The sequence below is a fragment of the Pectobacterium brasiliense genome (assembly GCF_013449685.1).
GTDB classification, from domain to species: Bacteria; Pseudomonadota; Gammaproteobacteria; order Enterobacterales; family Enterobacteriaceae; genus Pectobacterium; species Pectobacterium brasiliense_A.
Map to the genome: position 1 here is coordinate 145,550 of NZ_JACDSF010000001.1, position 25,550 is coordinate 171,099.

At 49.9% G+C, this 25,550-nt stretch carries 24 protein-coding genes; 9 read left to right on the forward strand and 15 right to left on the reverse strand.

What is annotated here, in order from left to right; translation table 11 throughout:
* Positions 1-83 precede the first annotated feature (83 nt).
* Positions 84-968 (forward strand): RNase RNM, encoded by an 885-nt coding sequence (gene rnm / locus H0248_RS00720; RefSeq protein WP_308415649.1) that lies wholly within the window; start codon positions 84-86, stop codon positions 966-968.
* Between the two features lie 150 nt (positions 969-1,118).
* Positions 1,119-1,739 (forward strand): L-threonylcarbamoyladenylate synthase, encoded by a 621-nt coding sequence (locus H0248_RS00725; protein WP_039517275.1) that lies wholly within the window; start codon positions 1,119-1,121, stop codon positions 1,737-1,739.
* A 382-nt stretch (positions 1,740-2,121) separates the two neighbouring features.
* Here the strand turns inward: H0248_RS00725 and H0248_RS21995 are convergent, their stop codons facing one another.
* Positions 2,122-2,331 carry a hypothetical protein gene (locus H0248_RS21995; RefSeq protein ID WP_039531525.1) on the reverse strand — a complete coding sequence of 70 codons (210 nt, stop codon included), beginning with the start codon at positions 2,329-2,331 and terminating at the stop codon, positions 2,122-2,124.
* 102 nt (positions 2,332-2,433) lie between these two features.
* On the opposite strand from H0248_RS21995, the gene H0248_RS00730 reads away from it, so the two are divergent.
* The 3 genes from H0248_RS00730 (at position 2,434) to H0248_RS00740 (ending at position 4,247) form a co-directional block, all read left to right on the forward strand.
* Entirely contained in the window at positions 2,434-2,739 is a 306-nt protein-coding gene (locus H0248_RS00730; RefSeq protein WP_240345984.1) for a hypothetical protein, read from the forward strand.
* A gap of 12 nt (positions 2,740-2,751) precedes the next feature.
* Positions 2,752-3,366, forward strand: coding sequence for a zinc ribbon domain-containing protein (locus tag H0248_RS22000; protein WP_240345983.1), 615 nt, complete (start codon positions 2,752-2,754; stop codon positions 3,364-3,366).
* A gap of 311 nt (positions 3,367-3,677) precedes the next feature.
* Positions 3,678-4,247, forward strand: coding sequence for a recombinase family protein (locus H0248_RS00740; RefSeq protein WP_044204535.1), 570 nt, complete (start codon positions 3,678-3,680; stop codon positions 4,245-4,247).
* A 265-nt stretch (positions 4,248-4,512) separates the two neighbouring features.
* Here the strand turns inward: H0248_RS00740 and H0248_RS00745 are convergent, their stop codons facing one another.
* Positions 4,513-5,229 (reverse strand): YagK/YfjJ domain-containing protein, encoded by a 717-nt coding sequence (locus H0248_RS00745; protein ID WP_044204534.1) that lies wholly within the window; start codon positions 5,227-5,229, stop codon positions 4,513-4,515.
* A gap of 840 nt (positions 5,230-6,069) precedes the next feature.
* Positions 6,070-7,740 carry a tyrosine-type recombinase/integrase gene (locus H0248_RS00750; RefSeq protein WP_257981523.1) on the reverse strand — a complete coding sequence of 557 codons (1,671 nt, stop codon included), beginning with the start codon at positions 7,738-7,740 and terminating at the stop codon, positions 6,070-6,072.
* A 112-nt stretch (positions 7,741-7,852) separates the two neighbouring features.
* Between H0248_RS00750 and rluB the strand changes: the two genes are divergently transcribed.
* Positions 7,853-8,737, forward strand: coding sequence for a 23S rRNA pseudouridine(2605) synthase RluB (gene rluB / locus H0248_RS00755; protein WP_103860720.1), 885 nt, complete (start codon positions 7,853-7,855; stop codon positions 8,735-8,737).
* 81 nt (positions 8,738-8,818) lie between these two features.
* Here the strand turns inward: rluB and cobO are convergent, their stop codons facing one another.
* Positions 8,819-9,409: a cob(I)yrinic acid a,c-diamide adenosyltransferase gene (gene cobO / locus H0248_RS00760; protein ID WP_180784297.1), complete on the reverse strand. Its 591-nt coding sequence runs from the start codon at positions 9,407-9,409 to the stop codon at positions 8,819-8,821.
* 18 nt (positions 9,410-9,427) lie between these two features.
* Entirely contained in the window at positions 9,428-10,189 is a 762-nt protein-coding gene (locus H0248_RS00765) for a YciK family oxidoreductase (RefSeq protein WP_180784298.1), read from the reverse strand.
* Positions 10,190-10,545: 356 nt separating this feature from the next.
* Here H0248_RS00765 and sohB point away from each other — a divergent pair, with 356 nt between their 5' ends.
* Complete coding sequence (gene sohB, locus H0248_RS00770; RefSeq protein WP_180784299.1) at positions 10,546-11,592, forward strand: protease SohB; 1,047 nt, start codon at positions 10,546-10,548, stop codon at positions 11,590-11,592.
* A gap of 198 nt (positions 11,593-11,790) precedes the next feature.
* Here sohB and H0248_RS00775 read toward each other — a convergent pair whose 3' ends face one another.
* The gene (locus H0248_RS00775; protein WP_180784300.1) at positions 11,791-12,060 is read right to left on the reverse strand and encodes a YciN family protein; all 270 of its coding nucleotides are present in this window, start codon (positions 12,058-12,060) and stop codon (positions 11,791-11,793) included.
* Positions 12,061-12,429: 369 nt separating this feature from the next.
* On the opposite strand from H0248_RS00775, the gene topA reads away from it, so the two are divergent.
* Positions 12,430-15,030, forward strand: a complete 2,601-nt coding sequence (gene topA / locus H0248_RS00780; RefSeq protein WP_180784301.1) for a type I DNA topoisomerase — start codon at positions 12,430-12,432, stop codon at positions 15,028-15,030.
* A gap of 380 nt (positions 15,031-15,410) precedes the next feature.
* Positions 15,411-16,385: an HTH-type transcriptional regulator CysB gene (cysB, locus tag H0248_RS00785; protein ID WP_005968651.1), complete on the forward strand. Its 975-nt coding sequence runs from the start codon at positions 15,411-15,413 to the stop codon at positions 16,383-16,385.
* A 130-nt stretch (positions 16,386-16,515) separates the two neighbouring features.
* Here the strand turns inward: cysB and dtpA are convergent, their stop codons facing one another.
* From dtpA to ydgT, 9 genes are all read right to left on the reverse strand, one after another.
* Positions 16,516-18,033, reverse strand: a complete 1,518-nt coding sequence (dtpA, locus tag H0248_RS00790) for a dipeptide/tripeptide permease DtpA (protein WP_180784302.1) — start codon at positions 18,031-18,033, stop codon at positions 16,516-16,518.
* A gap of 689 nt (positions 18,034-18,722) precedes the next feature.
* Entirely contained in the window at positions 18,723-19,358 is a 636-nt protein-coding gene (gene nth, locus H0248_RS00795) for an endonuclease III (protein WP_180784303.1), read from the reverse strand.
* The gene (locus tag H0248_RS00800; RefSeq protein WP_039279660.1) at positions 19,355-20,062 is read right to left on the reverse strand and encodes an electron transport complex subunit E; all 708 of its coding nucleotides are present in this window, start codon (positions 20,060-20,062) and stop codon (positions 19,355-19,357) included. The genes nth and H0248_RS00800 overlap by 4 nt, the downstream gene beginning before the upstream one ends.
* Positions 20,059-20,688, reverse strand: coding sequence for an electron transport complex subunit RsxG (gene rsxG / locus H0248_RS00805; RefSeq protein ID WP_180784304.1), 630 nt, complete (start codon positions 20,686-20,688; stop codon positions 20,059-20,061). Before rsxG ends, H0248_RS00800 begins: the two co-directional genes overlap by 4 nt.
* Before the next feature lie 10 nt (positions 20,689-20,698).
* Positions 20,699-21,754, reverse strand: coding sequence for an electron transport complex subunit RsxD (rsxD, locus tag H0248_RS00810; RefSeq protein ID WP_180784305.1), 1,056 nt, complete (start codon positions 21,752-21,754; stop codon positions 20,699-20,701).
* Positions 21,755-23,887 carry an electron transport complex subunit RsxC gene (gene rsxC, locus H0248_RS00815; RefSeq protein WP_180784306.1) on the reverse strand — a complete coding sequence of 711 codons (2,133 nt, stop codon included), beginning with the start codon at positions 23,885-23,887 and terminating at the stop codon, positions 21,755-21,757.
* Positions 23,880-24,458 carry an electron transport complex subunit RsxB gene (rsxB, locus tag H0248_RS00820; RefSeq protein WP_180784307.1) on the reverse strand — a complete coding sequence of 193 codons (579 nt, stop codon included), beginning with the start codon at positions 24,456-24,458 and terminating at the stop codon, positions 23,880-23,882. The genes rsxC and rsxB overlap by 8 nt, the downstream gene beginning before the upstream one ends.
* Positions 24,458-25,039, reverse strand: coding sequence for an electron transport complex subunit RsxA (gene rsxA, locus H0248_RS00825; RefSeq protein WP_180784308.1), 582 nt, complete (start codon positions 25,037-25,039; stop codon positions 24,458-24,460). Before rsxA ends, rsxB begins: the two co-directional genes overlap by 1 nt.
* Before the next feature lie 216 nt (positions 25,040-25,255).
* The gene (gene ydgT / locus H0248_RS00830) at positions 25,256-25,471 is read right to left on the reverse strand and encodes a transcription modulator YdgT (protein ID WP_010275188.1); all 216 of its coding nucleotides are present in this window, start codon (positions 25,469-25,471) and stop codon (positions 25,256-25,258) included.
* Between the last annotated feature and the right edge of the window lie 79 nt (positions 25,472-25,550).

Genomic DNA, 25,550 nt, shown 5'->3' on the forward strand with positions numbered 1-25,550 from the left:
CAGGGAAACGGCAGGCATTACCATTTACGCCCTATTGATGGCATCATGCGGTCTTCGCATGATTTTTGTTAATGGATAGGCTTGTGCCAGAAGATTCTCAACCGATATCGTCGTTCCCACTTTATGATTTGCATAGCCATACCACGGCATCTGATGGCCTTTTAACGCCGACGGCGCTGGTCAGTCGCGCGGTAGACATGCGGGTGAGCGTGCTGGCGATTACCGATCACGACACGACGGCTGGGCTTGACGAAGCGCAGAATGCGATTGCACAACAGGGGCTGCCACTGAGATTGATTCCCGGTGTAGAGATCTCCACGCTGTGGGAAAACCATGAGATCCATATTGTCGGATTGGGGATGGATAGTGCACACCCAGCGTTGACGAGGTTGTTGCAACAGCAGGCGGCGTGTCGGCAGAGTCGGGCGGAACAGATCGCGGCTCGTCTGGAAAAAAACCGCATTCCTGATGCGCTGGCTGGCGCACAGCGTCTGGCGATCGGAGGACAGATTACACGCGCGCATTTTGCACGTTATCTGATCGAACTGGGCCTCGCAGCGAATATGAATCAGGTGTTCAAAAAATATCTGGCGAAAGGCAAAATCGGTTATGTGCCACCGCAGTGGTGCACCATCCCGCAAGCGATCGAGGCGATTCATCAATCCGGCGGTGTATCGGTGTTGGCGCATCCGGGGCGCTACGATTTGACGGCCAAATGGTTAAAGCGTCTGTTAGCTACCTTCGCAGAAAGCGGCGGGATCGCGATGGAAGTGGCGCAATGCCAACAGGCACCGGATGAACGAACGCAGTTGGGGCGCTATGCGCAAGATTTCAACCTGATGGCGTCGCAAGGATCGGATTTCCACCTGCCGTGTGCCTGGATTGAGCTGGGCCGCAAGCTGTGGCTACCTGCCGATGTCGAACCCGTTTGGCACCATCCGCTATTGGTGGAAGCTGGCAGCGCATAGCCGCGGTGATACCATGACGCTCTTTTTGAAATAACAAATCATGGAATAACAATCTTTTACCGCCAACACGTTCTATAATCATCCTTATTGCACGATGAAGCGGGTTGGAATGAACAGCGCCGCGAAATGTCAGACGTATGAGGTAGGGTTATGAGCCAGTTTTTCTATATTCACCCGCAGAATCCGCAGCCGCGATTGATCAATCAGTCGGTGGAATTTTTGCATAAAGGTGGGGTGATTGTTTATCCAACGGATTCCGGTTACGCGTTGGGTTGTATGTTGGGCGAAAAGAACGCGCTGGAACGCATCTGCCGGATTCGCGATCTGGGGAGCGATCATAACTTCACGCTGATGTGTCGCGATCTGTCCGAACTGTCGACGTATGCCCATGTTGATAACTCGGCTTTTCGGTTGATTAAAAATAATACACCCGGTAATTACACGTTTATTCTGAAAGCGACGAAAGAGGTTCCTCGCCGCTTAATGAATGAAAAGCGTAAAACCATTGGCCTGCGCGTGCCGTCCAATCCTATCGCACTGGAGCTGCTGGCTGCGCTGAATGAACCGCTGATGTCGACGACGCTGATGCTGCCGGGAAATGATTTCGCCGAATCCGATCCAGAAGAAATTCAGGACAGATTGGGAAAACAGGTGGATTTAATTATTCATGGCGGTTCGCTGGGTCAACAACCGACGACGGTTATCGATTTGACCGATTCCGTGCCACGCGTCGCGCGTGAAGGCACCGGTGATGTCACGCCGTTCCTATAGACGAGCGGTAACAATGGGAATACAAATGGCGCGAAGATCGGTATAATCGCGCCAGCTTTTAATATGACGAACGATTTTTACGTACACACTATTTTTACGTACATTCAATTTTTACGTAACGGCTGAATTTTATCAGCAGTTATGACTCCCCCCGACGCCTGGGAAGGCGACCAGTTATTTTTATTTATTCATTAAAAACAATGTCTTATTTTTTTCATGCTATGAGTTGGGACTGTTTGTGTGACAGGGAATACACCCACTCAGTAGCACTGATATGTTGTACAGCATCTTAGTTAGATTTGAATGTAAAAAAACCGAGCACAGAGCTCGGTTTACAGCTTGCATCATATAAGAACATCCTCCCTCTTAACGAATATTTTTCCTACTCCTCATCCTCAGTGTTAAACGTTTTGCTATACGGACAGTGTTTCGATTTAGTGACGTAAGTGAACGTATAAATACTGTTGCTGTAAACGCACAAAGTTGATCCATTTTTCATTGTTGACTGCTCAGGATTGCTCATTGTGATTTGACCAGCCATGGCATTGAACGGTAACAGCGAGCTAAGAAGCGCCAATATATAACTCTTCATTACATTCCCTCCTGTAGCTATTGATTGACTTATCCGTGATCACGATAGGGTGTTGTCACCGGATTATAGTAACCATATTGATCAGTTTTAACGATCGATAGTATGATTATGATCGATTTTATAGATAATGTGGTTTTTTTATGTAACTCTATGGAGGCCGGTTTGAAAAAAATTCTTTTGGTAGTTCTGGGACTTAGTGTTTGTGGTGGGGCGATGGCGGGTGATGGTTCGCCTGAACTCAAAGCTGAGAGCCAGGCTGTGATCCGTCAGGCTGGCTATCAATGTAACAAGGTGAATGGTGCCTATCCGGCAGCTTTTGGTGGTTCAGTCACAGTCTTCTGCGATGATTTGTACAAATATATAATTAAGGATAAAGGTGGTCGCTATATTGTTGAAGTTGATGATTAAGGAAAGATTATCATGGTAATGAAGTCGTGTCGGGAATGTGGACATGGTGTTTCATCTGATGCAAAGACATGCCCTAATTGTGGCGTTAAAAAACCCTATGAGTCTCCTGTTCGTGGTTTCATCTTTATTGCAATTGTTATCTTTGCTGTCATCAAGGGTTGCAGCGGTAGTTCTGACAAGTCATCTGCGTCTAAAGTAGCAGATGTACCAGCAAGTAACGCCCCCACATCAACGAATGTAGCTAAGGTTAAATCAGCAGCACCAGTAAACATGGCAGCAGCAATTACAAAGCCGTTCTCAGATATGCAAGTTTGTAAGGCTACGATTTCAGGGATGTTTGGGCGTAATTTAAATACGATCAAAGTAGAAAAGACAAAGATTCTTGATGTGTTTAAAGTTTCTTACCGTCGGCCGTCAGACAACCAACGTTTTTCATTTGATTGCAAGCTTTCAGGAAACAATGTTATCTGGGTCGAATCTGGGCAGACATCTAATCGTTGGAATGGGATTGGCAATGTAGAATTCAATGTTGAATTTACTGTAAATAACTCAGAACTGAGAGTAACCGAACTGTACGCAAACTCGGACAATGTGTCGTACAAGTACACAATGAAAGACTTTCAATAAATCCCGCGTAGAGGTAGCGTTCCTGCTACCTCGCTTTACTCTCTTACCCTACGCATGAAGCCACTGGCTGAATCTATGTTCGATGAAACAAATATCGTTAACATTTGGATTGCCTGATCAAGCAAGTTATTTATATCTCTGAACTGCCCATTGAATGTTTGGCAAATATCAACAGATTGGTATCAACAATCGAACGTTTTAAGATACCAGTGTAACCTGCCCAAAATTGGTATCATCAAATTACCTTATTGACATAAAGATACCAATGATCAATTATGATACCGTTAGTTGATACCATTTAAGGGAATGTTATGAGCCGTACATTTGCATATTGCCGTGTGTCCACCAGCGAGCAGACAACAGAAAACCAAATCATAGCGATTCGTCAGGCTGGTTATGACGTGATTGATAATCGCGTGGTGTCAGAAGTCGTTTCAGGTAGTGTACAAGCTATGAAACGTAAGGCTTTTGCGGATATGGTGAATCATAAGCTGGAGTCTGGTGATCGGTTAGTCGTTATCAAACTCGATCGATTAGGCCGTGACAACATCGACGTACAACAAACTATCGCAATGTTGATGGAAAAGAAAATTGATGTTGTATCGCTGGACCTGCCAACACACAACCTTGCCAGTGCTGAAGGAAAGTTGATGCTACAAATGTTTTCAGCCTTTGCTGAATTTGAGAAGTCGCGCATCGTAGAACGAACTAAAGAGGGCTTGGAGCGTGCGAAGAAGGAAGGGAAAAAGTTAGGTCGCCCAGCAGCTACAGATACTCGTAGGCGTGTGCAGGAGGCCAGAGCTAAGGGACTAAGTCAATCTAAGGTGGCTACCGAGTTAGGTTTGAGTCTTCCAACCATCAAACGAAATTGGAACCAGTAGATAATATTTTCAGTTTTTATAGTAATAAATCTGAGAAAATAAAAAAGGGCCACATCGATTAAATCGAGTAGCCCTACGGTTAATTATTAATCAAAACTGAGAGTGATGTATAATAAATTACGTTTAAGCTGAGATGACAGATAGCGACGCACGCTAAGCGCTACACATCGATCTGTAATCGATTTTTATTGTGTAACCAATACCAACCTACTACATACAGGTTACAATTCAACATGGCTCGTTATGCTGGGCATTTACGGAATGGTTATTTTTTATTTCTTAGCTTTGACGTTGAATGTACACGATGGCCCTTGCCAGTTTGGGACTTCCCGCGCTCCTTGGCAAGATATGACACCCATTTGATTGGGCCTTCCAACGTTTCTGGTTTACCACGTTCAATAACATAATTACTCGGAAAACGGCCATCCTTACCTAGAAGGTCAACCAGTGTATGCTCACCCCTAGTAAGGTCACACCAGATATCAATAATAGCGCTCCCTACGCCATATGTTGGACCACCCAGTCGCTGTATGATTCGATGTGGTAGTGCGATCCAGCAATGATAATGAACTTGTTTAGCCGTTTCTTTTTCACGTACCCAGCCATAGGCAAAATTGTTTATTGGGCTAGTAATGCCTTTTGGTCTGCGGTTCTTTGATTTAAGGCGTTCATGTAATGTCTTAAATAACAGTCTCATCCAATTATTGCTGATCTCTACAGGCGTACCTTTAGGTATGCGTAAGTCAAAACGAGTAAAGAACACACGACTATAAATTGTCTGTATAGCCTTAAGCTCATCGACGATAGGAGTAAGAATATCTGATCGCACACCTGATTTATCTGTAGTGTTAATCGGATATTCAAAGCCACCATAGTGGAATGTATTACCATCTACTAGCGGATAGCGACCATGCTTATGTGAGATTGTTTTAGATGGCGTAGGTGGTGGAAATGCAGAGTCTAACTGTAGTGTTGTTAACAAAAAACCCCCCTTTATATTTACACAAATGATCCTATACACCACCCTATAAGTTATTACCATCAGACCACCGCATAACGCCACCTAAGAAATAGCTTGAAGCCTCTTCCAGCAAGGGGTGTAGGCGGGGAAGTGAGGGTGTTTTTTTCGATCAAAGTTTCACGTATAAAAATCCATTATAACAGTATCAATATTATATCGGGACTGCAAGCATTAACTTAAATCAGCCCACCAACGAGGATTTAGATTTAAGGTTCCTACTAGGAATTTTTATTCAGGAAAGCCGAAAATTGGTGCTGTATTTCTGATTGCAGCAAGGACAAAAATTTATCTTTCCCGTTGCAATTAGGAACCAACGAGATATGCCTGAACGATCTATGATGTAACCCACCAAACCCGCGTCAGTCAGTACAGAAAGATTTCGGTGTGTGCTTGAAAGTGGAACGCTTAGGAGTTTTGAAAGTTCGAGAGCTGTACTTGGGATAACTGTTCGGGTGAGGTGGAATAAGATATTGATACGCGAAGTTGTCAGTGTTAATCCCGCTGACTTCAGGATGGTTGCCATACGTTTACGCTCATCCAAAAGCGGTGGCCTAAACGCTGGCAGATTGGACTCAGTGTACAAGTTTTCCTCTCTGCGAGTTGATTGATCTCACAGAGAATTTTATCAAATAACACCAAAAATGGAAATGAGAATTATTTTTATTTCCGGGCTAATTAACAGATTATTTGGACGGACTCTATCCCGATATCTCACAATAACTATTAATGTTTGAGATGCTTGTGTTTAGCACAGTACAAAACAGTTATTTTAAATTTTTCTGTATGATTTTATTATATAAATTATTTTCGACTTGCCCAATCAATGACTGGAAGTAAAGCCTTCAATGGTGGTGTATGTGTGTATCTGGCTGTGATACCGAGAGATTGCGTTCTACTGTGACCCACGACAAATTGAACCAACGCCTGATTTCCAACGGATGCTATCGCATTACTTATAAATGTATGTCGTAGTGAATGTACCCGCCGCTTTAGTCCAAACTCGTTGTAATCTGGTATCTCTAGCACTCTGAGCAATTCCACCCAATCATAAGTAATAGTTGTATAGTTTGGAAGATTACCAAACACAGGGTCGGAATCCTTCCGGTTTTCCACACAGGCCAAGAGTCCCGCCTCTATAGCCTTATGGATTGGAACCTGTCGCCGGGCGTGTTCGGTTTTCCCACCTTCAATAAAGGTATACCAACGCCCGGTTTCATCATCTTTCCGTATGTGGTGCTTACGGATCTCCGCTATCTCACTACGTCGGGCACCCGTATGGACCAGTGTAAGGAAATACCATTTCCGATAATCACTGTCTGGTAGTGCGAAGAGATACTCTTTGATTCGACTGAGTTCGCTGGCTGTGTAGTTCCCACCCCGGTTAGATTTCACCTCGTAACTAATCCCATCGGTAGGGGATTTGATAAGAATATCTTTCTGATCTACTAGATACGTTTTGAACAATGAGCGCCAGAGCTTTAAATGCTTGTGGACGTGCTCACTGGCGATCAGGTCATCCTCGGGTACATCGTAATCAATGCACTCGGCAAGACTCATTCTGGAATAAGGGAGTCTAGTTCGAGTAGGCAGATTCTCCGCAACCTTGAGAGAATCTCTTATATGCTGTTTCGTAACGCTATCGATAGGGACATTACCTACAACATGGTAGAGGACATCAAAGAAACGCTGATTCTCGTTTGCTGTCTGTTTCCGCCACTTTTGACCTTTATCGTTTATATATTCATTCCACACCTCTAGCAAAGTAGGCCCTATGGCTGGCGATGTCTCATCAAGTGCAACTTTATTTTGAGGGAATGATTCTTGTACAACGGCCTTGTCCGTTGGAGCTGCTTTCTGCAAAGCAGAAGCCATAGAGTCTAGGAGCTGTTGGTATCGGATCAAATCACCAGAATAGAATGCCTCATAGGCCTGTGACATAAGGGCCTGATTCATATCTATCTGGCTGGCAATATGGTGAATCTGATCAAGGTCGGATTCATTAACCGTTAACCTCTTCTTGAGTGCAGCAGTCATCATTCTGGCGGAAATATCGTTACCGTTATACATATGCCCCATATGGGAGTTGGCGTAGCCTCGCGCCTCGTTTGCAGTGTCTAGGGGCGATAAAGGCTCACCTGTAATCTGTTTATGATACCTGCCTAATTCTGGTAACCGTTGAGCCTCTTCAAGGCCACCTTTTAGCCAATTTATAAGATATTCGTCAAAATCTTTTTTTGTAGCGACCCTGAAGCCGTGCAAGCGTCTTTTAAATTCATCGACGCTCATAGTCCCGTTTTGTACTAAAGGTATAAATGGGCGAACTTGGGTCATCAGCATTTCTGCTTGTTTGAAACTGTCAGTCCCCAACGAAATACGGATGAAACGAGTTGAATCATTTAATCTAAAATTCGTGTAGTATGTGCGCCCACGAATCATTGTGTGTGACAGCTTGTGTGACATATTGTTTGCCATGCTGTGTGCCATTAAATAGTTACATATCAGTGAGTTACGTCTAGATTGGTGTTAACTCGTTGTTTTTTAAAGTATACCAGACGCCTGGGAAGGCGACACTAGAGGTTGCTCAATGAGCGAAAAGTTACAAAAAGTTCTGGCGCGTGCCGGACATGGTTCACGCCGCGAAATTGAAGGTATCATTCAGGCTGGACGCGTCAGCGTTGACGGTAAGATTGCCACTCTGGGCGATCGCGTTGAAGTGACGAAAGCCACCAAAATCCGTATCGATGGTCATGTGGTTACCGTTAAGGAAACCGAAGAGTCTGTGTGCCGCGTACTGATGTACTATAAACCGGAAGGTGAATTGTGCACCCGTAACGATCCTGATGGCCGCCCGACGGTATTTGACCGTCTACCAAAAATTCAGGGCTCTCGCTGGGTTGCCGTAGGGCGTCTGGACGTGAACACCTCCGGTCTGCTACTGTTCACGACCGACGGTGAGTTAGCCAATCGCCTGATGCACCCCAGCCGTGAAGTTGAGCGCGAATATGCCGTGCGGGTCTTCGGTGTCGTTGACGATGAAAAGATCAAACAACTGAGTAAAGGTGTACAGCTGGAAGACGGCCCAGCATCGTTCCGTACTATCCGCTATCAGGGCGGTGAAGGGTTGAACCAGTGGTATAACGTGACGCTGACCGAAGGGCGCAACCGTGAAGTTCGCCGTCTGTGGGAAGCAGTTGGCGTGCAGGTTAGCCGCCTGATTCGCGTGCGTTACGGCGACATTTCGTTGCCGAAAGGCATTCCGCGCGGTGGCTGGACAGAAATGCCGTTGGAACAACTGAACTATCTGCGTGAGCTCGTGCAGCTTCCGGCAGAAACGGTATCGAAACTACCAGTTGAGCGCGAACGCCGCCGAGTGAAAGCGAACCAGATCCGTCGTGCGGTAAAACGTCACAGCCAGCTCAACAGTGCTCCAGCGCGCCGTACCTCGCCAAAACCTAAGCGCAACGGATAATCTTCTCTCTATACGCTTCACGGGCAGCTTTCGCTGCCCGTTTTCATTTGCGCTCTGCTTATCACTAATGAAAGCTAACGGCTACCAGTCAATGCCTTGCTGGGCCTGAATTCCGCTATCAAACGCATGTTTTACCGGACGCATTTCCGTCACGGTATCAGCCATTTCTAGCAAATCACGATGGCAACCTCGTCCGGTAATAATGACTGTCTGCTCGGCAGGGCGTTGCTTTAATGCAGTGACAACGTCACTTAAATCCAGATAATCATAGCTAATCATATACGTCAGTTCGTCCAACACGACGAGGTCGAGCTGTGGATCGGCCAACATGCGTTTGCCATGCTGCCAGACGTGCTGTGCCGCTTCGGTATCCGTCTGGCGATTCTGTGTATCCCAGGTAAAGCCTGTCGCCATGACCTGAAATTCCACGCCGTGCTGTTGCAGCAGATTCTTCTCACCGTTAGGCCATTCGCCTTTAATAAACTGGATCACACCTGCCCGTAATCCGTGGCCTATCGCTCGCGTGACGGTACCAAAGGCCGCTGTGGTTTTTCCTTTCCCGTTACCGGTGAAGACGATCAGGATACCGCGTGTTTCATTCGCGGCGGCAATACGGGCGTCGACCTTTTCTTTCAGACGCTGTTGGCGTTGCTGGTGGCGTTCATCGCTCATCGTGCGTGCTCTTCTCTATTATTCGGCTGGACCGGCTTTTCTGCCCGGCTGTGCGTCAAAACTCATCCCCGTCTTACGGCGGCTGTCATCGCCCATCAGGTAGAGATACAGCGGCATAATATCTGCTGGCGTTTTCAGTCTCATTGGATCTTCGTTGGGGAAGGCTGACGCACGCATTCCTGTACGTGTTCCGCCAGGATTGATGCAGTTCACGCGCAGATTGTGCGAACGATACTCTTCGGCCAGCACTTGCATCAGGCCTTCTGTCGCAAATTTGGATACGGAATAGGCTCCCCAGCCGGCACGACCTTCGCGGCCCACGCTGGAACTGGTGAAAACCAGAGAAGCACAAGGCGATTTCAATAATAGAGGCAGCAGCGCCTGTGTCAGCATAAAGGTCGCGTTGACGTTGACCTGCATAACCTGATGCCAGATCTCAGGCGTTTGCTGTTTGATAGGGGTGATTTCCCCGAGTAATCCGGCGTTGTGGAGAACCCCATCCAGGTGCGGCACAACCTGTGCCAGTTCGTCAGCCAGTTGAAAGCACTGCGCGGAGGATAAGGCCAGCATATCGCAGACAACCACGTGCGCTGGCGTACCGTGTTCCTGCTCGATCTGCTGTTTAACCGACTGAAGTTTACTCTCTGTCCGCCCTAATAAGATGACGTGCGCGCCGTAGCGAGCGTAGGTCAGCGCGGCTTCTCGGCCAATGCCGTCGCCAGCACCGGTAACCAGAATGATGCGGTTTTGCAGTAAATCGATTTTAGGCTGGTAATGCACAATGAATTCCTCTTGCCGTGGCGCAAAACAGCCACGCTTCAGATAATAGATCTGCCATCGCGTGTCGGCACGATGAGATGCGTCGGTCGTGTCGCTCGGAACGTCAGATAACGGCGCATCCGGGCAGGGTGAATGGGGGTGTTATGCCTCAAATGTCGACTGTTTTCAATGAGACTGCCTCTATTTACCCCTGTGCTGTTGTAAAAAGCAGCAACAGGCGTAAAAACCACAGGAATCACATCGCCATATTGCGTGCCATCAGTTAGGTTATAGGAAGGGAATGGCGCACGACGTCAACGCCATGGTTGGTGAGTAAACCAACATTAATTAATACGCAGTCAATGAGGACGGTGTTTGTGGAATTACTTTCTCTGTACGGTTTATTCCTGGCTAAGGTACTCACCATCGTGGTGGCGATTGGTGCGTTAGTCGTTCTGGCATTCGGGATGACGCAGCGTAAGCGCCCGCATAAAGGTGAGTTGCAGGTCACGAATTTGGGTGAACAATATCAGGAAATGCAGCGTGAAATGCAGACCGCTTGTATGAGCGACACCGAGCGTAAGCTGTTATCTAAACAAGAAAAGAAGAAAGAAAAAGAAACCGCGAAGCAAGACAAACAGCGCGCCAAACGTGGCGAAGAGAAGAGTGTTAAACCGTGTCTGTACGTGCTCGATTTCAACGGCAGTATGGATGCAGGCGAAGTCAGTTCGCTGCGTGAAGAGATCTCCGCCGTGCTCGCTGTGGCGAAACCGAAAGATGAGGTCTTGCTGCGTCTGGAAAGCCCAGGCGGTGTGGTACACGGTTATGGATTGGCGGCCTCGCAATTGCAGCGTTTACGCCAGGGCGGCGTGCGTTTGACGGTCTCCGTGGATAAAGTGGCTGCCAGTGGCGGATATATGATGGCCTGCGTGGCTGACCGCATCGTAGCGGCACCGTTCGCGATTGTAGGGTCTATTGGCGTTGTGGCACAAATCCCCAACTTCCACCGTTTGCTGAAAAACAAAGACATTGATGTTGAGCTGCACACGGCGGGTGAATTCAAGCGTACGCTGACGTTGTTTGGTGAGAACACCGAACAAGGTCGTGAGAAATTCCGTGAAGATCTGAATGTCACGCACACGCTGTTTAAGGATTTTGTACAGCAGATGCGTCCTTCGCTGGATATTGATTCGGTGGCGACCGGAGAGCACTGGTTTGGTACTCAGGCGAAAGATTTGGGGTTGATTGACGCTATCGGCACCAGTGACGATCTGCTGATTGCTGAAATGGCCAGTCATGAAGTGTTAAGCGTTCGCTATACACGGCGTAAACGCCTGCTGGATCGTCTGACGGGCAGCGCTGGCGATACCGCAGAACGACTGATGTTGCGCTGGTGGCAACGTGGTTCAAAGCCCATGCTGTAATTGCTATACCCGTCATACTTCAAGCTGCTTGTGCGTTGGCTGCCCTTACTCACCCCAGTCACTTACCTGAGTAAGCTCCTGGGGATTCGCTCGGTTGCCGCCTTCACGCAACTCGAATTATTTAGGGTATATATGACTAGAATACACAATCAAATGCCCGCGAATTTGCGGGCATTTGCATTTAATCCACCAAGCTATTTAATCGATCAAGACGTATTTTTCGGATAAAACATGCGCAAGATGCTTGAACATGTTAAATACCGCGGTGCTTTTTAAGGTCGGTATTCCGTTCTCATCGAGAAAAAACTCACCGCGAAAAACCAGTACGCCGTTTTTTTGTTCTACGCTATCAGCGACCATGCCATGCAAATAATCATCGTGATGCTTAATGATGTCATTGGCTTCAATTAATAAGCTCTGGCGGTCAATAGGACGCCTTTCTTCGTTAACCTGATGTTCAGGTGACATGATTGTTACTCCTGTACTCACCCTTGAAAAAAGGGGGCGTTGCACTATATCAACAAGGCTATTGCTAAAATCAACACCGCAATTTCAAAACACAATGCGGTTATTTCAAAAGTCGCATCAAGAGGAAGGGTACTGCGATACGGTTTCAGCGTAAAGCGTAGATTATAATGCAAATGGACTACATTTTAGGCGCTTACCTGCCGATATTCAGTGTGGCAGGAAGCGGATAAAACAGGGTTTCCATGCTAATTAGGTTGCGTGGCAATATTTATCAGGTAGAGTGTGGGATTTTGCGCAGTCAGTAGAATCCGCTCTGGATGCCCCGAAAAATATCTGATTTTCAGAAGAATTCAGCAGGTAATAGTACATATGGGTAAAGCTCTCGTTATCGTCGAGTCCCCGGCAAAAGCCAAAACGATCAATAAGTATTTAGGCAATGACTACGTGGTGAAATCCAGCGTCGGTCATGTGCGCGATCTGCCGACGAGTGGCTCAGTCAGTAAAAAGAGCGCGGACTCAACGACTAAAGATAAAACGAAAAAGAAAGTCAAAAAGGATGAGAAATCCGCGCTAGTTAATCGTATGGGCGTCGACCCTTATCATGGCTGGAAAGCCAACTACGAAATACTGCCGGGTAAGGAGAAGGTTGTCTCCGAATTAAAAACGCTGGCGGAAAATGCTGACCACATCTATCTCGCAACCGACCTTGACCGCGAAGGGGAAGCCATTGCCTGGCACCTGCGGGAAATCATTGGTGGTGACGATCAGCGTTTCAGCCGCGTGGTGTTTAACGAAATCACGAAAAATGCCATTAAACAGGCGTTTGAAAAACCCGATACGTTGAATATTGACCGCGTTAATGCCCAGCAGGCGCGTCGGTTTATGGATCGCGTGGTGGGCTACATGGTTTCCCCGCTGCTGTGGAAAAAAATTGCCCGTGGCCTGTCCGCTGGGCGCGTACAGTCGGTTGCCGTGCGCCTGATTGTCGATCGCGAGCGCGAAATCAAAGCGTTCGTGCCGGAAGAATATTGGGAACTGCACGCTGATTTGTTGGCAGGCAGCGATATTCAACTGCAAATGCAGGTGACACACCACAACGGCAAGCCGTTTAAACCGGTTAATAAAGAACAAACGCATGCGGCGGTCAGTCTGCTTGAACACGCGCGTTATGTGGTTGCCGATCGTGAAGACAAGCCGACCAGCAGCAAACCGGGCGCGCCGTTCATCACCTCCACGCTGCAACAGGCTGCCAGTACGCGCCTTGGCTTCGGCGTGAAAAAGACCATGATGATGGCGCAGCGTCTGTACGAAGCAGGTTACATTACCTACATGCGTACCGACTCAACGAACCTCAGTCAGGATGCCTTGACGATGGTGCGTGGCTATATTGGTGAAGAGTTTGGCAAGCGCTATCTGCCGGAGTCAGCGAACCTTTACAGCAGCAAAGAAAACTCGCAGGAAGCGCACGAAGCGATTCGTCCTTCTGATGTTGGCGTGCTGGCTGACAACCTGAAAGATATGGAAGCCGATGCACAGAAGCTGTATCAACTGATTTGGCGTCAGTTCGTCGCCTGCCAAATGACGCCTGCGCAATACGACTCCACCACGCTAATCGTCGAAGCTGCCGATTATCAACTGCGTGCCAAAGGCCGTACGCTGCGTTTCGATGGCTGGACAAAAGTCATGCCTGCGCTGCGTAAAAATGATGAAGATCGCACGTTGCCGACCGTGGCTGTGGGCGAATTGCTGTCGCTGCAGAAACTGCTGCCAGGGCAACACTTCACTAAACCACCGGCTCGTTACAGCGATGCTTCTCTGGTTAAAGAGCTGGAAAAACGTGGGATTGGCCGTCCGTCTACCTATGCTTCTATTATTTCCACCATTCAGGATCGCGGCTACGTTCGAGTGGAGAACCGCCGTTTCTATGCCGAGAAAATGGGTGAAATCGTTACCGATCGACTGGAAGAAAACTTCCGCGAATTGATGAATTACGATTTCACCGCACGGATGGAAAGCCGTCTCGATCAGGTCGCCAATAATCAGGCGGAATGGAAAGCGGTACTGGATGAATTCTTCAACGAATTTAGCCAGCAGTTGGAAAAAGCAGAGCAGGATCCTGAAGAAGGCGGTATGCGCCCCAATGCGATGGTGTTAACCAGCATTGATTGCCCAACCTGCTCTCGTCAAATGGGTATCCGTACTGCCAGTACTGGGGTGTTCCTGGGCTGTTCCGGCTATGCACTGCCGCCGAAAGAGCGCTGTAAGACCACGATCAACCTGATACCGGAAACTGAAGTCCTGAACGTGTTGGAAGGCGACGATGCCGAAACCAACGCCTTGCGTGCCCGTCGTCGCTGCGAAAAATGTGGTACGGCGATGGACAGCTACCTGATTGATAATCAGCGCAAGCTGCACGTTTGCGGGAATAACCCAGCCTGTGACGGGTATGAGATCGAAGCTGGTGAGTTCCGCATCAAGGGCTATGATGGCCCGATTGTTGAGTGCGAGAAGTGTGGCTCCGAAATGCACCTCAAAATGGGACGTTTCGGTAAATACATGGCGTGCACCAGCGAGACCTGTAGTAACACGCGTAAGATCCTGCGTAATGGCGATGTTGCGCCACCGAAAGAAGATCCGGTGCCGTTACCTGAGCTGCCTTGCGAGAAGTCTGATGCCTATTTCGTCTTGCGTGATGGCGCAGCAGGGGTCTTCCTTGCGGCCAATACGTTCCCGAAATCTCGCGAAACGCGGGCACCGCTGGTAGAAGAACTGGTGCGATTCAAAGATCGTTTACCGGAAAAATTGCGCTATCTGGCAGAAGCGCCAGTGGTCGATAAAGACGGCAACAAAACGCAGGTGCGTTTCAGCCGTAAGACCAAACAGCAATATGTCTCGTCAGAGAAAGACGGCAAGGCAACGGGCTGGTCAGCGTTTTACATCGATGGAAAATGGGTTGAAGGGAAGAAGTAACCTCTTTCAGTTACCCCGTGCATAACTGAGTTATGTGTAAAACATCGCTAAATCAAGCCAGCCGTAAGGCTGGCTTTTTTGATCGCAGAAAATATCTCGATAAAACAGGTGCATGAAGATTGTCCTGCGGTAGCATGACGATTGTTGATCCGTGATAGAGAATGATGCGGTTTACCTCGGTGATAATCGCATGCACCGCGTTCTTTATCGCTGCCGCCATGCAGAAATGGTTATATAAAAATAGTTTTTATGATTAAATGACATTAATTGATGGAAATATGCGCCAGATGGTTAAGACGCAATCAAAATCAATAAAACGGAACGTCGTCAGAACGTTGTGAGATGCCACGCGCACACTTCAATTGGGAATGGGATAAATTATGAAACTACAACAGCTTCGTTATATTGTTGAAGTTGTTAATCACAACCTGAATGTGTCTTCTACCGCAGAAGGGTTGTACACCTCTCAGCCGGGGATCAGTAAACAGGTCCGCATGCTGGAGGATGAGTTGGGCATTCAGATTTTTGCCCGTAGTGGAAAACACCTGACACAGGTGACACCAGCCGGACAGGAAGTCATCCGCATCGCGCGTGAAGTGTTGTCGAAAGTCGATGCCATCAAAGCGGTTGCCGGAGAGCACACCTATCCCGATAAAGGGTCGTTGTATGTCGCGACCACGCACACGCAGGCGCGCTACGCGTTGCCAAGCGTCATTAAAGGTTTCATCGATCGCTATCCTCGCGTGTCGCTGCACATGCATCAGGGCTCGCCGACGCAGATTGCTGAGGCCGTTGCGAAAGGCTCTGCGGATTTTGCTATTGCGACCGAAGCGTTGCATTTGTACGACGATCTGATCATGCTGCCGTGCTACCACTGGAATCGCGCGGTGGTGGTAAAACCGGATCACCCGCTGGCATCTAAGACCGATATCACCATCGAAGAACTGGCCGCTTATCCTATCGTCACCTATACCTTTGGCTTTACGGGGCGCTCCGAGCTGGATACCGCGTTTAACCGCGCTGGCCTTACGCCGCGTATCGTCTTTACCGCAACGGATGCCGATGTGATTAAGACCTACGTGCGTTTAGGGTTGGGTGTCGGGGTTATTGCGAATATGGCGGTCGATCCGCAGACGGAAACCGATCTGGTGACCATCAACGCGAACAGCATCTTCAGCTACAGCACGACGAAAATTGGCTTCCGCCGCAGCACATTCCTGCGCAGCTACATGTACGATTTCATCCAGCGCTTTGCGCCGCACTTAACGCGTGATGTCGTCGATTCTGCCGTTGCGCTGCGTTCGAATGATGAAATTGAAGCGATGTTCAAAGATGTGACGCTGCCCGTGAAGTAAACGTCATTCAGGACGGATCAACCCGCGTAAAAAAGCCAGACACTGTCTGGCTTTTTATCATCTGGCTATCTCTAACGCTTCACCAGTAACACGTCATACCGTCATTGACGTGGCGTGTTCCGGCTAGTTATCAGGCAGAGACTGTCGTCGTGACGGCCTCTACTGGCGTGTCGGTGACATCCTGCGTCATACGCGTCAGTTTCGGCGCGGTCAGCAGCATCAGAACGGCGATGATGCCTGTAACGATACCAATCTGCATGAAGACATTGCTATAAATCTCAAGAGACGCGTGCGGGTCTACGACGTTCTCAGGTACGGCCATCATATTAGCAACGTAGCCTGCGATAATGGCGGCACCGGCTGACGTCAGGAACCAGGCACCCATAATGAAGCCCATCAGGCGCTGTGGTACCAACTGAGCGACCATCGCCAGACCCAGACCGGAAATCATCAACTCCCCGATACTTTGCAGGCCATAGCAGAGGATCAGCCAGTTGACGGACACAATACCTTGTTCATTTGCCATGCTGGCACCCCACGGCAGCACCAGAAACGCGCCAGAGCACAGCACCATACCCACCGCAAATTTATGCGCCATCGGCAACTGGTCGCCCATTTTGTTGTAAACCGCCGCCAGAATCGGGCTGGCAACCATAATCCAGAACGGGTTGAGCGCCTGATACTGCTCTGGCTCAAAGGTAAAGCCTAAAATCGAGTGCTCAACGTTGCGAATAGCAAAGAAGTTCAGCGAGGTTGGCATCTGGTTGTACAGCACAAAGAAGACCACCGCTTCCAGCATCAGCAGAAGCGCGACAATCATTTTCCGGCGTTCTGCTCCGCTCACTGCCAGCATCTCTTTGATGAAGATGGCAACAACGGCCAGTGAAATCAGCGTCAGAATCCAACGTGCGATGCTCTGGTTGTGCAGCAGCCAAGTGGAAAGTGCGACCAGCGCGACAATACCTGCGAGCGTGACAGCGAGCTTCTGCAGATTGATCGGTTGGAAATCGGGCTGAGAACCTTGTGTGCTGACCCACTTGCGGCAGAACATAAAGTTAATCAGCGTCAGAATCATACCCACGACGCTCAGGGAGAAGGCCACGCTCCAGCCATAGCTCGCGGCCAGTACCGGTGTCGCCAGCATAGAAAAGAAGGAGCCGATGTTCACCGCCATATAATACATGGTGAAAGCACCGTCCAGGCGCGGATCGTCTTTCGCATAGCTGGTAGACAGCAGGGCTGACGGGTTGGCTTTAAACAATCCGTTACCGACGGCAATGGTCGCCATGCCGATATACACCCACGCCACGCTGTGGCCTGAGTAGGCAATCATGGTGTAACCGATCGCCAGCACGATGGCACCCAGCACGATCACACGTTTAGTGCCGAGGACTTTATCACCCAGCCAGCCGCCAATGGCGACGAAACCGTATACCAGTGCGCTGAATGAGGAGAAAAGGGTAATGGAATCGGTTTCGGACATGCCCAGCATTTTGACCAGATAAACCGCCATAATGCCTTGCAGACCGTAGTAACCAAAACGCTCCCACAGTTCGATGCTGAAGATGAGATAAAACGCTTTTGGTTGTTTGAAAGCGTTCATGCTGACGCTTTCAGGGGATTCGCTGTTGTTGTTTGCTGTTGACACAAAGACCTCTGATTTTACCTATCTCGTTTTTTTTAACGAGAAAATAACAAGAGTGAAACAGTGAAACTGCAACCTCTTTTGACTAGTTATGGGGAGGAAAAACGGCGCTATATTGACGTGATTTTACGGACAGGCAAGTCATTTGACATGTTTTGTTACAAGTGGTTTTTGTTGTTGGATAAAACTATAAATTAAATGTTATGCAGAGTTTAATTTCATAACTTTCTTTTGCTTCAAATGATTATATTGATTTCACCCATTTATTTTTTATAAAAGGGATATAATCTGCCTTTTACTTAAAATAAAGACAATATCATTAACTATGAATGAATATGCGGTTTAATGTTTTGCATATCACTAACTATGCAGTGAGTATAAAAATCCATCAATAGCAAACAATAAGATAAATATCGATATAGTCACTCAAAGTGACTTTCAATCACTAAATTTTCTATTAAAAATAACTTATTAGCCTTAAATAGTGGTTACTTGTACTTTTATACAGGCTTTTTGATAGAGGAATACGCTGCAGTGCATCGAATAAACTGCCTGAGACCATCGTTGTCTGAGCCGTAAGATGCAGAGAACACGCGGCTCGCTTTGCTGATGAGAGAGCGAAAGACGAGGCGGAGTATGGAATAACGGAGAAGAAGGTCTGGCGAAAGGGGATTCCACCAGACTTTGACAGATTAGGCGTCGACCTTTTCGCCAAATTCACATAAATCTTCAATCAGGCAGGAACCACAGCGCGGTTTACGGGCAATACAGGTGTAACGACCATGCAGGATTAGCCAGTGATGGCAGTCGACTTTAAATTCTGCCGGAACGACTTTCAGCAGTTTTTCCTCTACCTGTTCGACATTTTTACCTGGCGCGAATCCTGTCCGGTTACTGACGCGAAAGATGTGCGTATCAACGGCAATCGTTGGCCAGCCAAACGCGGTGTTCAGGACGACATTTGCCGTTTTTCGTCCTACGCCGGGTAAGGCTTCCAGCGCAGCACGATCTTCTGGAACCTGTCCCTGATGCTTTTCCAGCAACAAACGGCAGGTTTTGATGACGTTTTCCGCTTTGCTGTTAAACAGGCCGATTGTCTTGATGTAGTCTTTCACGCCGTCTACGCCGAGCTCAAGCAGGGTTTCGGGCGTATTGGCGACAGGGTAGAGCTTTGCGGTTGCCTTGTTGACGCTAACATCGGTTGCCTGCGCGGAAAGCAGCACGGCGATCAGCAGTTCAAAGGGCGTACTGAACTGCAATTCAGTCGTCGGATGGGGATTGTTGTCGCGTAAACGCGTTAAGATCTCAATCCGCTTAGCCTTATTCACAGCGATTCCCCTACGGTGCCGGTTGCCGGCGTGGCTTTCTCTTCGGTGACAGCCGCGCGAGCTCGACGTTGTTTCATTTTCTCATCGATCAAATATTTCACGGCCAACAACAGCCCCAGACCAATAAACGCGCCCGGTGGCAGCATCGCCAGTAGGAAAGGGGAATCGAGGTGAACAACCTCAATGCGCAGCGCTTTAGCCCAACTGCCCAGCAGCAAATCCGCGCCGTCGAATAGCGTACCGTTACCCAGAATCTCACGTAGAGAACCGAGCACCACCAGTGCGCTGGTGGCTCCCAGCCCCATTGCCAGGCCGTCAATAGCCGAAGGGAAGACCGCATTCTTGGAGGCAAAGGCTTCTGCCCGGCCGATAACGATACAGTTCGTCACGATTAGCGGGATAAAAATCCCCAGAGATTGATATAGGCCATAGGCATAGGCGTTGATCAACATCTGCACGGTGCTGACCACCGAGGCGATGATCATGACGTAAATGGGAATACGGATTTCCGCTGGCACCCAGCGGCGTAGCGCGGAGACGGCCATGTTGGTACAGGTAAGAACCAGCGTGGTTGCCAGCCCTAATCCCAGCGCGTTAGTCGCGGTGGATGACACGGCCAGCAGGGGGCAAAGGCCCAACAATTGAACCAGTGCCGAGTTGTTCTTCCATAACCCTTCAACGAAAAGTGCTTTGGTTTGACTCATTGGTTCTCTCCACAGGTGGACAGCGTGTTGATTTGTGGCGGCAACGTTTGCAGGTAAAGGGCGCTGCGTTTTACGCTGTTAATGACGGCGCGCGGCGTAATGGTGGCGCCGGTAAATTGATCAAACATGCCGCCTTCTTTCTTCACAGCCCAGCGGGCATCCTGCTCACCCTGTACCGTTTGTCCGCTGAATCGGGTGATCCAGTCAGAAATTCGTATTTCGATTTTATCACCCAGTCCCGGTGTTTCATGATGCTCGGTAACGCGAACGCCGAGTACCTTACCGTGAAAATCGGCACCAACCAGCAGTCGAATAGCACCAGAATAGCCATCCGGTGCGGTACTTTCCAGTGCGGCTGCAACCGGTTCACCGTTCTGGCGGGCGATAAACACGCGGTGTGGCGCTGACGAGCTGAGTGCAGGATTAGTGACGACGTAACACTCTTTTTGCATGTCATTGTTGTATAACTCGGCGGGAACCACCTGATCCAACAGTATCTTTTGTTGCAGCATCGCCTGATGCGAGATCGTCGGTTCCGTTAACATGTTCACTACCGCAGTTAATGCGGTAGTGCCAGCAGCAAACAGGGCCAGTGTTGTCGCGTGGCGGCGCATTGTCGTCATCATAGGCGTCTCCTCAGCGATGGTGGCCGTAAGCGCGTGGCTTAGTGTAATAGTCGATCAGCGGCACGGTGATGTTTGCCAGCAGAACGGCAAACGCGACGCCGTCCGGGTAGCCACCGTAGGTACGAATCAGCCAGACCAGTAACCCAATCAGTGCCCCGAAAATCAGACGTCCCCGGTTGGTAGTTGACGCGGTAACGGGATCGGTCGCAATGAAAAAGGCACCGAGCATCGTCGCCCCAGACAGCAGATGTAGCATCGGTGGCGCGAATTTCTCCGGCGAAATGATCCAGCTTAGCGAGGCGCAGAACAGCAGCGACAGCAGGAAACTGACCGGAATATGCCAGCGAATGGTGCCGCGCATCAGCAAAAACAGTCCGCCGATAAGAAAACCGCTATTCACCCACTGCCAGCCAATACCGGACAGCGATTGAGCAAATATCGGCTGTTGCAGAATGTCCTGCGGCGTTTGGCCGGAGCGCAGACCGGTTTTAAACGTGTCCAGCGGGGTAGCCTGACTGACGCCATCAACGTTGTGTATCAGATGCTGCATGGTGTACCCGTCAGGTGTGTGTCCGGTAAAGATGATAACTAACGCATCATGGAAACCGACGGGAATGGTTTGTAGCGGCACGGGCGGCAGCCAGCTTGTCATCTGGACCGGGAAAGAGATCAGCAGCACAACATAGCCAATCATCGCGGGGTTAAAAGGGTTTTGCCCTAAGCCGCCATACAGCTGTTTAGCGATAATGATCGCGAAGGCGGTTGCCATGACCACCATCCACCAGGGGGCAAGCGGCGGCAGACTGATGCCGAGCAGCACGGCGGTCAATAGTGCGGAATTATCAGCCAGCGTGGAGCGTACGGCGAACTTCCTCAGTGACAGTGTCACACCTTCTGCAATAAGGGCAGTAGCGGACGCCAGCCCGACCTGAATTAGGTTGCCGTAGCCAAAGAAATAGACCTGCGCCAGCATGCCTGGCAGGCAGGCCAAAATGACCAGCAGCATGATGCGCTGTGTGCGCTGCTGGTTATGTGTGAACGGTGAACTCGCAATTCTAAAAGCCATTTATTCCTCTTGATATGACGATGCCTGCGCGGCTTTACGGGCTTTAACGCGAGCGATAGCGGCAGCAACGGCAGCCTTACGTGGATCTTCTGGCTCTTGTACTTCAACAACGGCAATCGGCTCTGCCACTACGTCAGAGGCAGCCGACGGAACCGGCTCTTCCGTGTTTGTTGCAGATTGCTGTGCTGCTTTACGAGCTTTAACGCGCGCGATAGCGGCGGCAACGGCAGCTTTGCGCGGATCTTCTGGCTCTTGTACTTCAACAACGGCAATCGGTTCTGCCGCCACGTTGGAAACCGCAGGAGCCGTCGCTTCTTCCGTGCTTCCTGAGCTTACTACCTCAGACTGCTGCGCAGCCTTACGCGCTTTAACACGTGCAAGGGCGGCGGCCACCGCTGCTTTACGGGGATCGTCAAGCTCGGAAGAGGGAACCTCGACCGTAGGCGCTTCCTGCTGCGCCTGTCGTTGTTCATGCAACTGTTCTTCACGTAACTGTTTTTCACGTGCTTGTTCTTCACGTACTAATGCCTTGCGGGCAGCCCGCGCGGCGATGGCGGCGCTGTTATCCGGCTCTGCATCGGGGATGACGGCGATAGGCGAACCGACCTCTGTTGCAGTGGTTTGCTTACGGCGAACGCGCTCCAGTGCAGCCTGAACGGCATCTTTATCCGTGGTGGATACGCCAGTTGCTGCCTGTTTGTGGCGCAGTTCGCGTGCGGCTTTTTCTCGCGCCAGACGAGCCTGTTTAGCATCAAAGCGCACTTTGGCCTGTGCGGCACGCTGTGCCTCTTCGTCGATGGCCCGAATTTCGGCCTTTTCCTGACGGTAGTACTGCACCAGCGGAATATTGCTGGGGCAGACGTAAGCACAGGCACCGCATTCGATGCAGTCAAACAGATGGTGATTGCGGGCTTTTTCGTGTTCCTGCCCGCGACTGAACCAGTAAAGCTGCTGCGGTAAAAGTCCTGCCGGACAGGCATCGGCACATTTGCTACAGCGAATGCAGGATTGTTCTTCAGCAACCGGCTCCATTTCCGTATGCGACGGCGCGAGCAGGCAGTTGCTGATTTTAACGATAGGGACATCCAGCGACGGCAGGGTAAAGCCCATCAGCGGACCGCCCATCACCACCATTGGCTGCTTATTGACGTGGAAGCCGCCCTGTTTGAGCAGGTGACGTACCGGTGTCCCCAGTCGTGCCCAGACGTTGCCGGGCTGGCGCAAGGCTTCACCAGTCAGCGTCACCACGCGTTCAGTGAGCGGCTCGCCGTCGATCACGGCGCGTTTGATGGCGAAAGCCGTTCCGACGTTCTGCATCAGCACGCCAATGGCGGCGGAGTGTTTACCGAACGGGACTTCCTTACCAGTCAGAATCTTGGTGAGCTGCTTGGCACCGCCTGACGGATACTTGGTTGGGATGACGCGCAGCTGTATGTCGCTGCGTTTGCCCAGGGCCAGTCGCAGGGCGCTGATGGCTTCCGGTTTGTTATCTTCGATCCCAATCAGAATGCGTTTCGGCTGCAACAGGAATGACAGAATCTCGATGCCCTGAATAATCTCCTCGGCACACTCCTGCATGAGTCGATCGTCGGCGGTGATATAGGGTTCACACTCTGCGCCGTTGATAATCAGGGTTTCAATCCCGTGCATCCCGCCTTGTAACTTGGCCGCGGTAGGGAAGCCTGCCCCGCCCAAGCCCGCAATGCCAGCCTGATGCAGATGGGCAAGCAGGGTATCGACGCTATGCTCACGGTAATCTGTAAAGGTCTGGCGTTCGCACCAGCGATCTTCGCCATCCGGCACGATGATGATGCTGAGTTCGGATAAGCCAGACGGGTGCGCCGTTGTATGCTGACGAATCGCGTTCACCGTTCCTGACGTTGGTGCATGAACGGGCAACGTGCGGCCTTTTCCCCGCGTTAGCGGTTGACCGCGCAGGACTTTATCGCCGACGCTGACGCAGATCTCGCCTTCCGGCCCAAGATGCTGCTTGAGCGGAATAATGAACTGTTCTGGCAGCGGAATCTGGCGCAGTGGCGTCTGGCTGGACTGCGTTTTCATTTCCGGCGGATGAATGCCTCCGGCGAAATCCCAGATCCTGTCTTTTTTAAAGGCGGAAAACAGCTTAAGCATGTCGTTCTACTTGAATAACGCGTACTGGAATCGTATCGAGATCCCATTTCCAGTTAGCGGGAGTCGGCGTGATAGGACGTAATTCGATACAGTCCGTCGGGCAAGGGGAAACGCAGAGATCGCAGCCGGTGCACAAATCGCTGACGACGGTGTGTACCGCTTTGGTACTGCCGATGATGGCATCAACCGGACAGGCCTGAATGCACTTGGTGCAGCCGATGCAGTTGCTTTCATCGATCCAGGCAACCTGGCGCGCGGGAGCTTGAACGTCGGCGTCACCTTCCAGCGGTTGCGGATCGACGTTCAGCTTTTCAGCCAGCTTCAGCATCATCGCTTCGCCGCCGGGGCCGCATTTATTAATACTTTCACCATTCAGCGCGACCGCTTCGGCGTAAGGCCGACAGCCGGGGTAGCCGCACTGGCCGCACTGGCTTTGTGGCAGCATGGCTTCCACTTCTTCCACGATCGGATCGTTTTCGACTTCAAACCGACGGGAGGCGTAGCCGAGTATCAGACCGAATGCTAGCGCCAGGGCGCTTAATGCCGCAATGGCAATCCAGATAGCGCTCATCAGAATTTCACCAGTCCGGTAAAGCCCATAAACGCCAACGACATGAGGCCTGCGGTGATCAGCGCGATAGACGAACCGCGGAACGGCGCGGGAATATTCGATACGGCGAGACGCTCACGAATGGCGGCAAAAAGCACCATCACCAGCGAGAAGCCCGCTGCGCCGCCGAAACCATAAATCGTCGATTGCAGGAAACCGTGTGACAGGTTGATGTTGAGCAGAACAACGCCAAGCACCGCACAATTGGTGGTAATCAGCGGCAGGAAGATCCCCAGCAGGCGGTACAGCTCAGGGCTGACTTTGCGCACGAACATCTCGGAAAACTGCACCACCACGGCGAGCACCAGAATAAAGGCCATGGTGCGCAAATAGAGAATATCGAGCGGAACGAGAATAAATTCGTTGACCAGCCAGGAAAACATTGAACCGACAGTCATGACGAACGTGGTCGCCATGCCCATGCCAATTGCCGTCTCGAGTTTTTTGGACACGCCCATAAAGGGGCACAGCCCAAGAAACTTCACTAAGACGAAATTATTTACCAGAAGGATGCTAACAAAGAGCAATGCGTATTCGGTCATTACGGTGCCTAGAAAACAAAATCGGACTATTATCAGGCATTGTTGGGTTTTCGACAACATACCCAAAGTAGGGTTATCGCCGTCCCCTTCAAGGGGCGGAAGGTCAGAGTCGCTTAATAACAGAAGCGCCGGGCTATTATACAGTAACGAGCTGAGCGTTCTGCGTAATATCCCGGAAGGAAATTATTGCATAATTATTCTTTTTGTTGCTAACAACTACAGAACGTGATGCCAGACGGATTTTGGCACGCAGCCGAGATCGAACAAGCGCCCGCCGGATGCCAATTCAGCCCGCCGATGGTCCGCGGCACGATACATGTTGATGATTTCCTGACTGTCTGTCAGAGAATAATTGAGGTGATCAAAGAGTTTTTCCAGACTTTCTGTTGAGCTGACTTTCCTGAATTTGAGCAAATAGTCATGAACGGTCATGGTGATTGGTCTAATAGTTATGTGGTTAAGATGACTAAGTATATTCAAGCAAGAAAGCCTGTCTAGAGGGCGATGGAAT

What these genes read in the sequence shown, in the direction of transcription:
- topA (WP_180784301.1), top strand. Translation starts at nt 12,430, where the DNA reads ATGGGTAAAGCTCTCGTTATCGTCGAGTCCCCGGCAAAAGCCAAAACG.
- rluB (WP_103860720.1), top strand. Translation starts at nt 7,853, where the DNA reads ATGAGCGAAAAGTTACAAAAAGTTCTGGCGCGTGCCGGACATGGTTCA.
- H0248_RS00730 (WP_240345984.1), top strand. Translation starts at nt 2,434, where the DNA reads ATGATTATGATCGATTTTATAGATAATGTGGTTTTTTTATGTAACTCT.
- rsxC (WP_180784306.1), bottom strand. Translation starts at nt 23,887, where the DNA reads ATGCTTAAGCTGTTTTCCGCCTTTAAAAAAGACAGGATCTGGGATTTC.
- H0248_RS00750 (WP_257981523.1), bottom strand. Translation starts at nt 7,740, where the DNA reads ATGGCAAACAATATGTCACACAAGCTGTCACACACAATGATTCGTGGG.
- rsxB (WP_180784307.1), bottom strand. Translation starts at nt 24,458, where the DNA reads ATGAGCGCTATCTGGATTGCCATTGCGGCATTAAGCGCCCTGGCGCTA.
- H0248_RS00725 (WP_039517275.1), top strand. Translation starts at nt 1,119, where the DNA reads ATGAGCCAGTTTTTCTATATTCACCCGCAGAATCCGCAGCCGCGATTG.
- H0248_RS22000 (WP_240345983.1), top strand. Translation starts at nt 2,752, where the DNA reads ATGGTAATGAAGTCGTGTCGGGAATGTGGACATGGTGTTTCATCTGAT.
- H0248_RS00740 (WP_044204535.1), top strand. Translation starts at nt 3,678, where the DNA reads ATGAGCCGTACATTTGCATATTGCCGTGTGTCCACCAGCGAGCAGACA.
- rsxG (WP_180784304.1), bottom strand. Translation starts at nt 20,688, where the DNA reads ATGATGACGACAATGCGCCGCCACGCGACAACACTGGCCCTGTTTGCT.
- cysB (WP_005968651.1), top strand. Translation starts at nt 15,411, where the DNA reads ATGAAACTACAACAGCTTCGTTATATTGTTGAAGTTGTTAATCACAAC.
- H0248_RS00775 (WP_180784300.1), bottom strand. Translation starts at nt 12,060, where the DNA reads ATGTCACCTGAACATCAGGTTAACGAAGAAAGGCGTCCTATTGACCGC.
- H0248_RS21995 (WP_039531525.1), bottom strand. Translation starts at nt 2,331, where the DNA reads ATGAAGAGTTATATATTGGCGCTTCTTAGCTCGCTGTTACCGTTCAAT.
- cobO (WP_180784297.1), bottom strand. Translation starts at nt 9,409, where the DNA reads ATGAGCGATGAACGCCACCAGCAACGCCAACAGCGTCTGAAAGAAAAG.
- ydgT (WP_010275188.1), bottom strand. Translation starts at nt 25,471, where the DNA reads ATGACCGTTCATGACTATTTGCTCAAATTCAGGAAAGTCAGCTCAACA.
- rsxD (WP_180784305.1), bottom strand. Translation starts at nt 21,754, where the DNA reads ATGGCTTTTAGAATTGCGAGTTCACCGTTCACACATAACCAGCAGCGC.
- rsxA (WP_180784308.1), bottom strand. Translation starts at nt 25,039, where the DNA reads ATGACCGAATACGCATTGCTCTTTGTTAGCATCCTTCTGGTAAATAAT.
- H0248_RS00800 (WP_039279660.1), bottom strand. Translation starts at nt 20,062, where the DNA reads ATGAGTCAAACCAAAGCACTTTTCGTTGAAGGGTTATGGAAGAACAAC.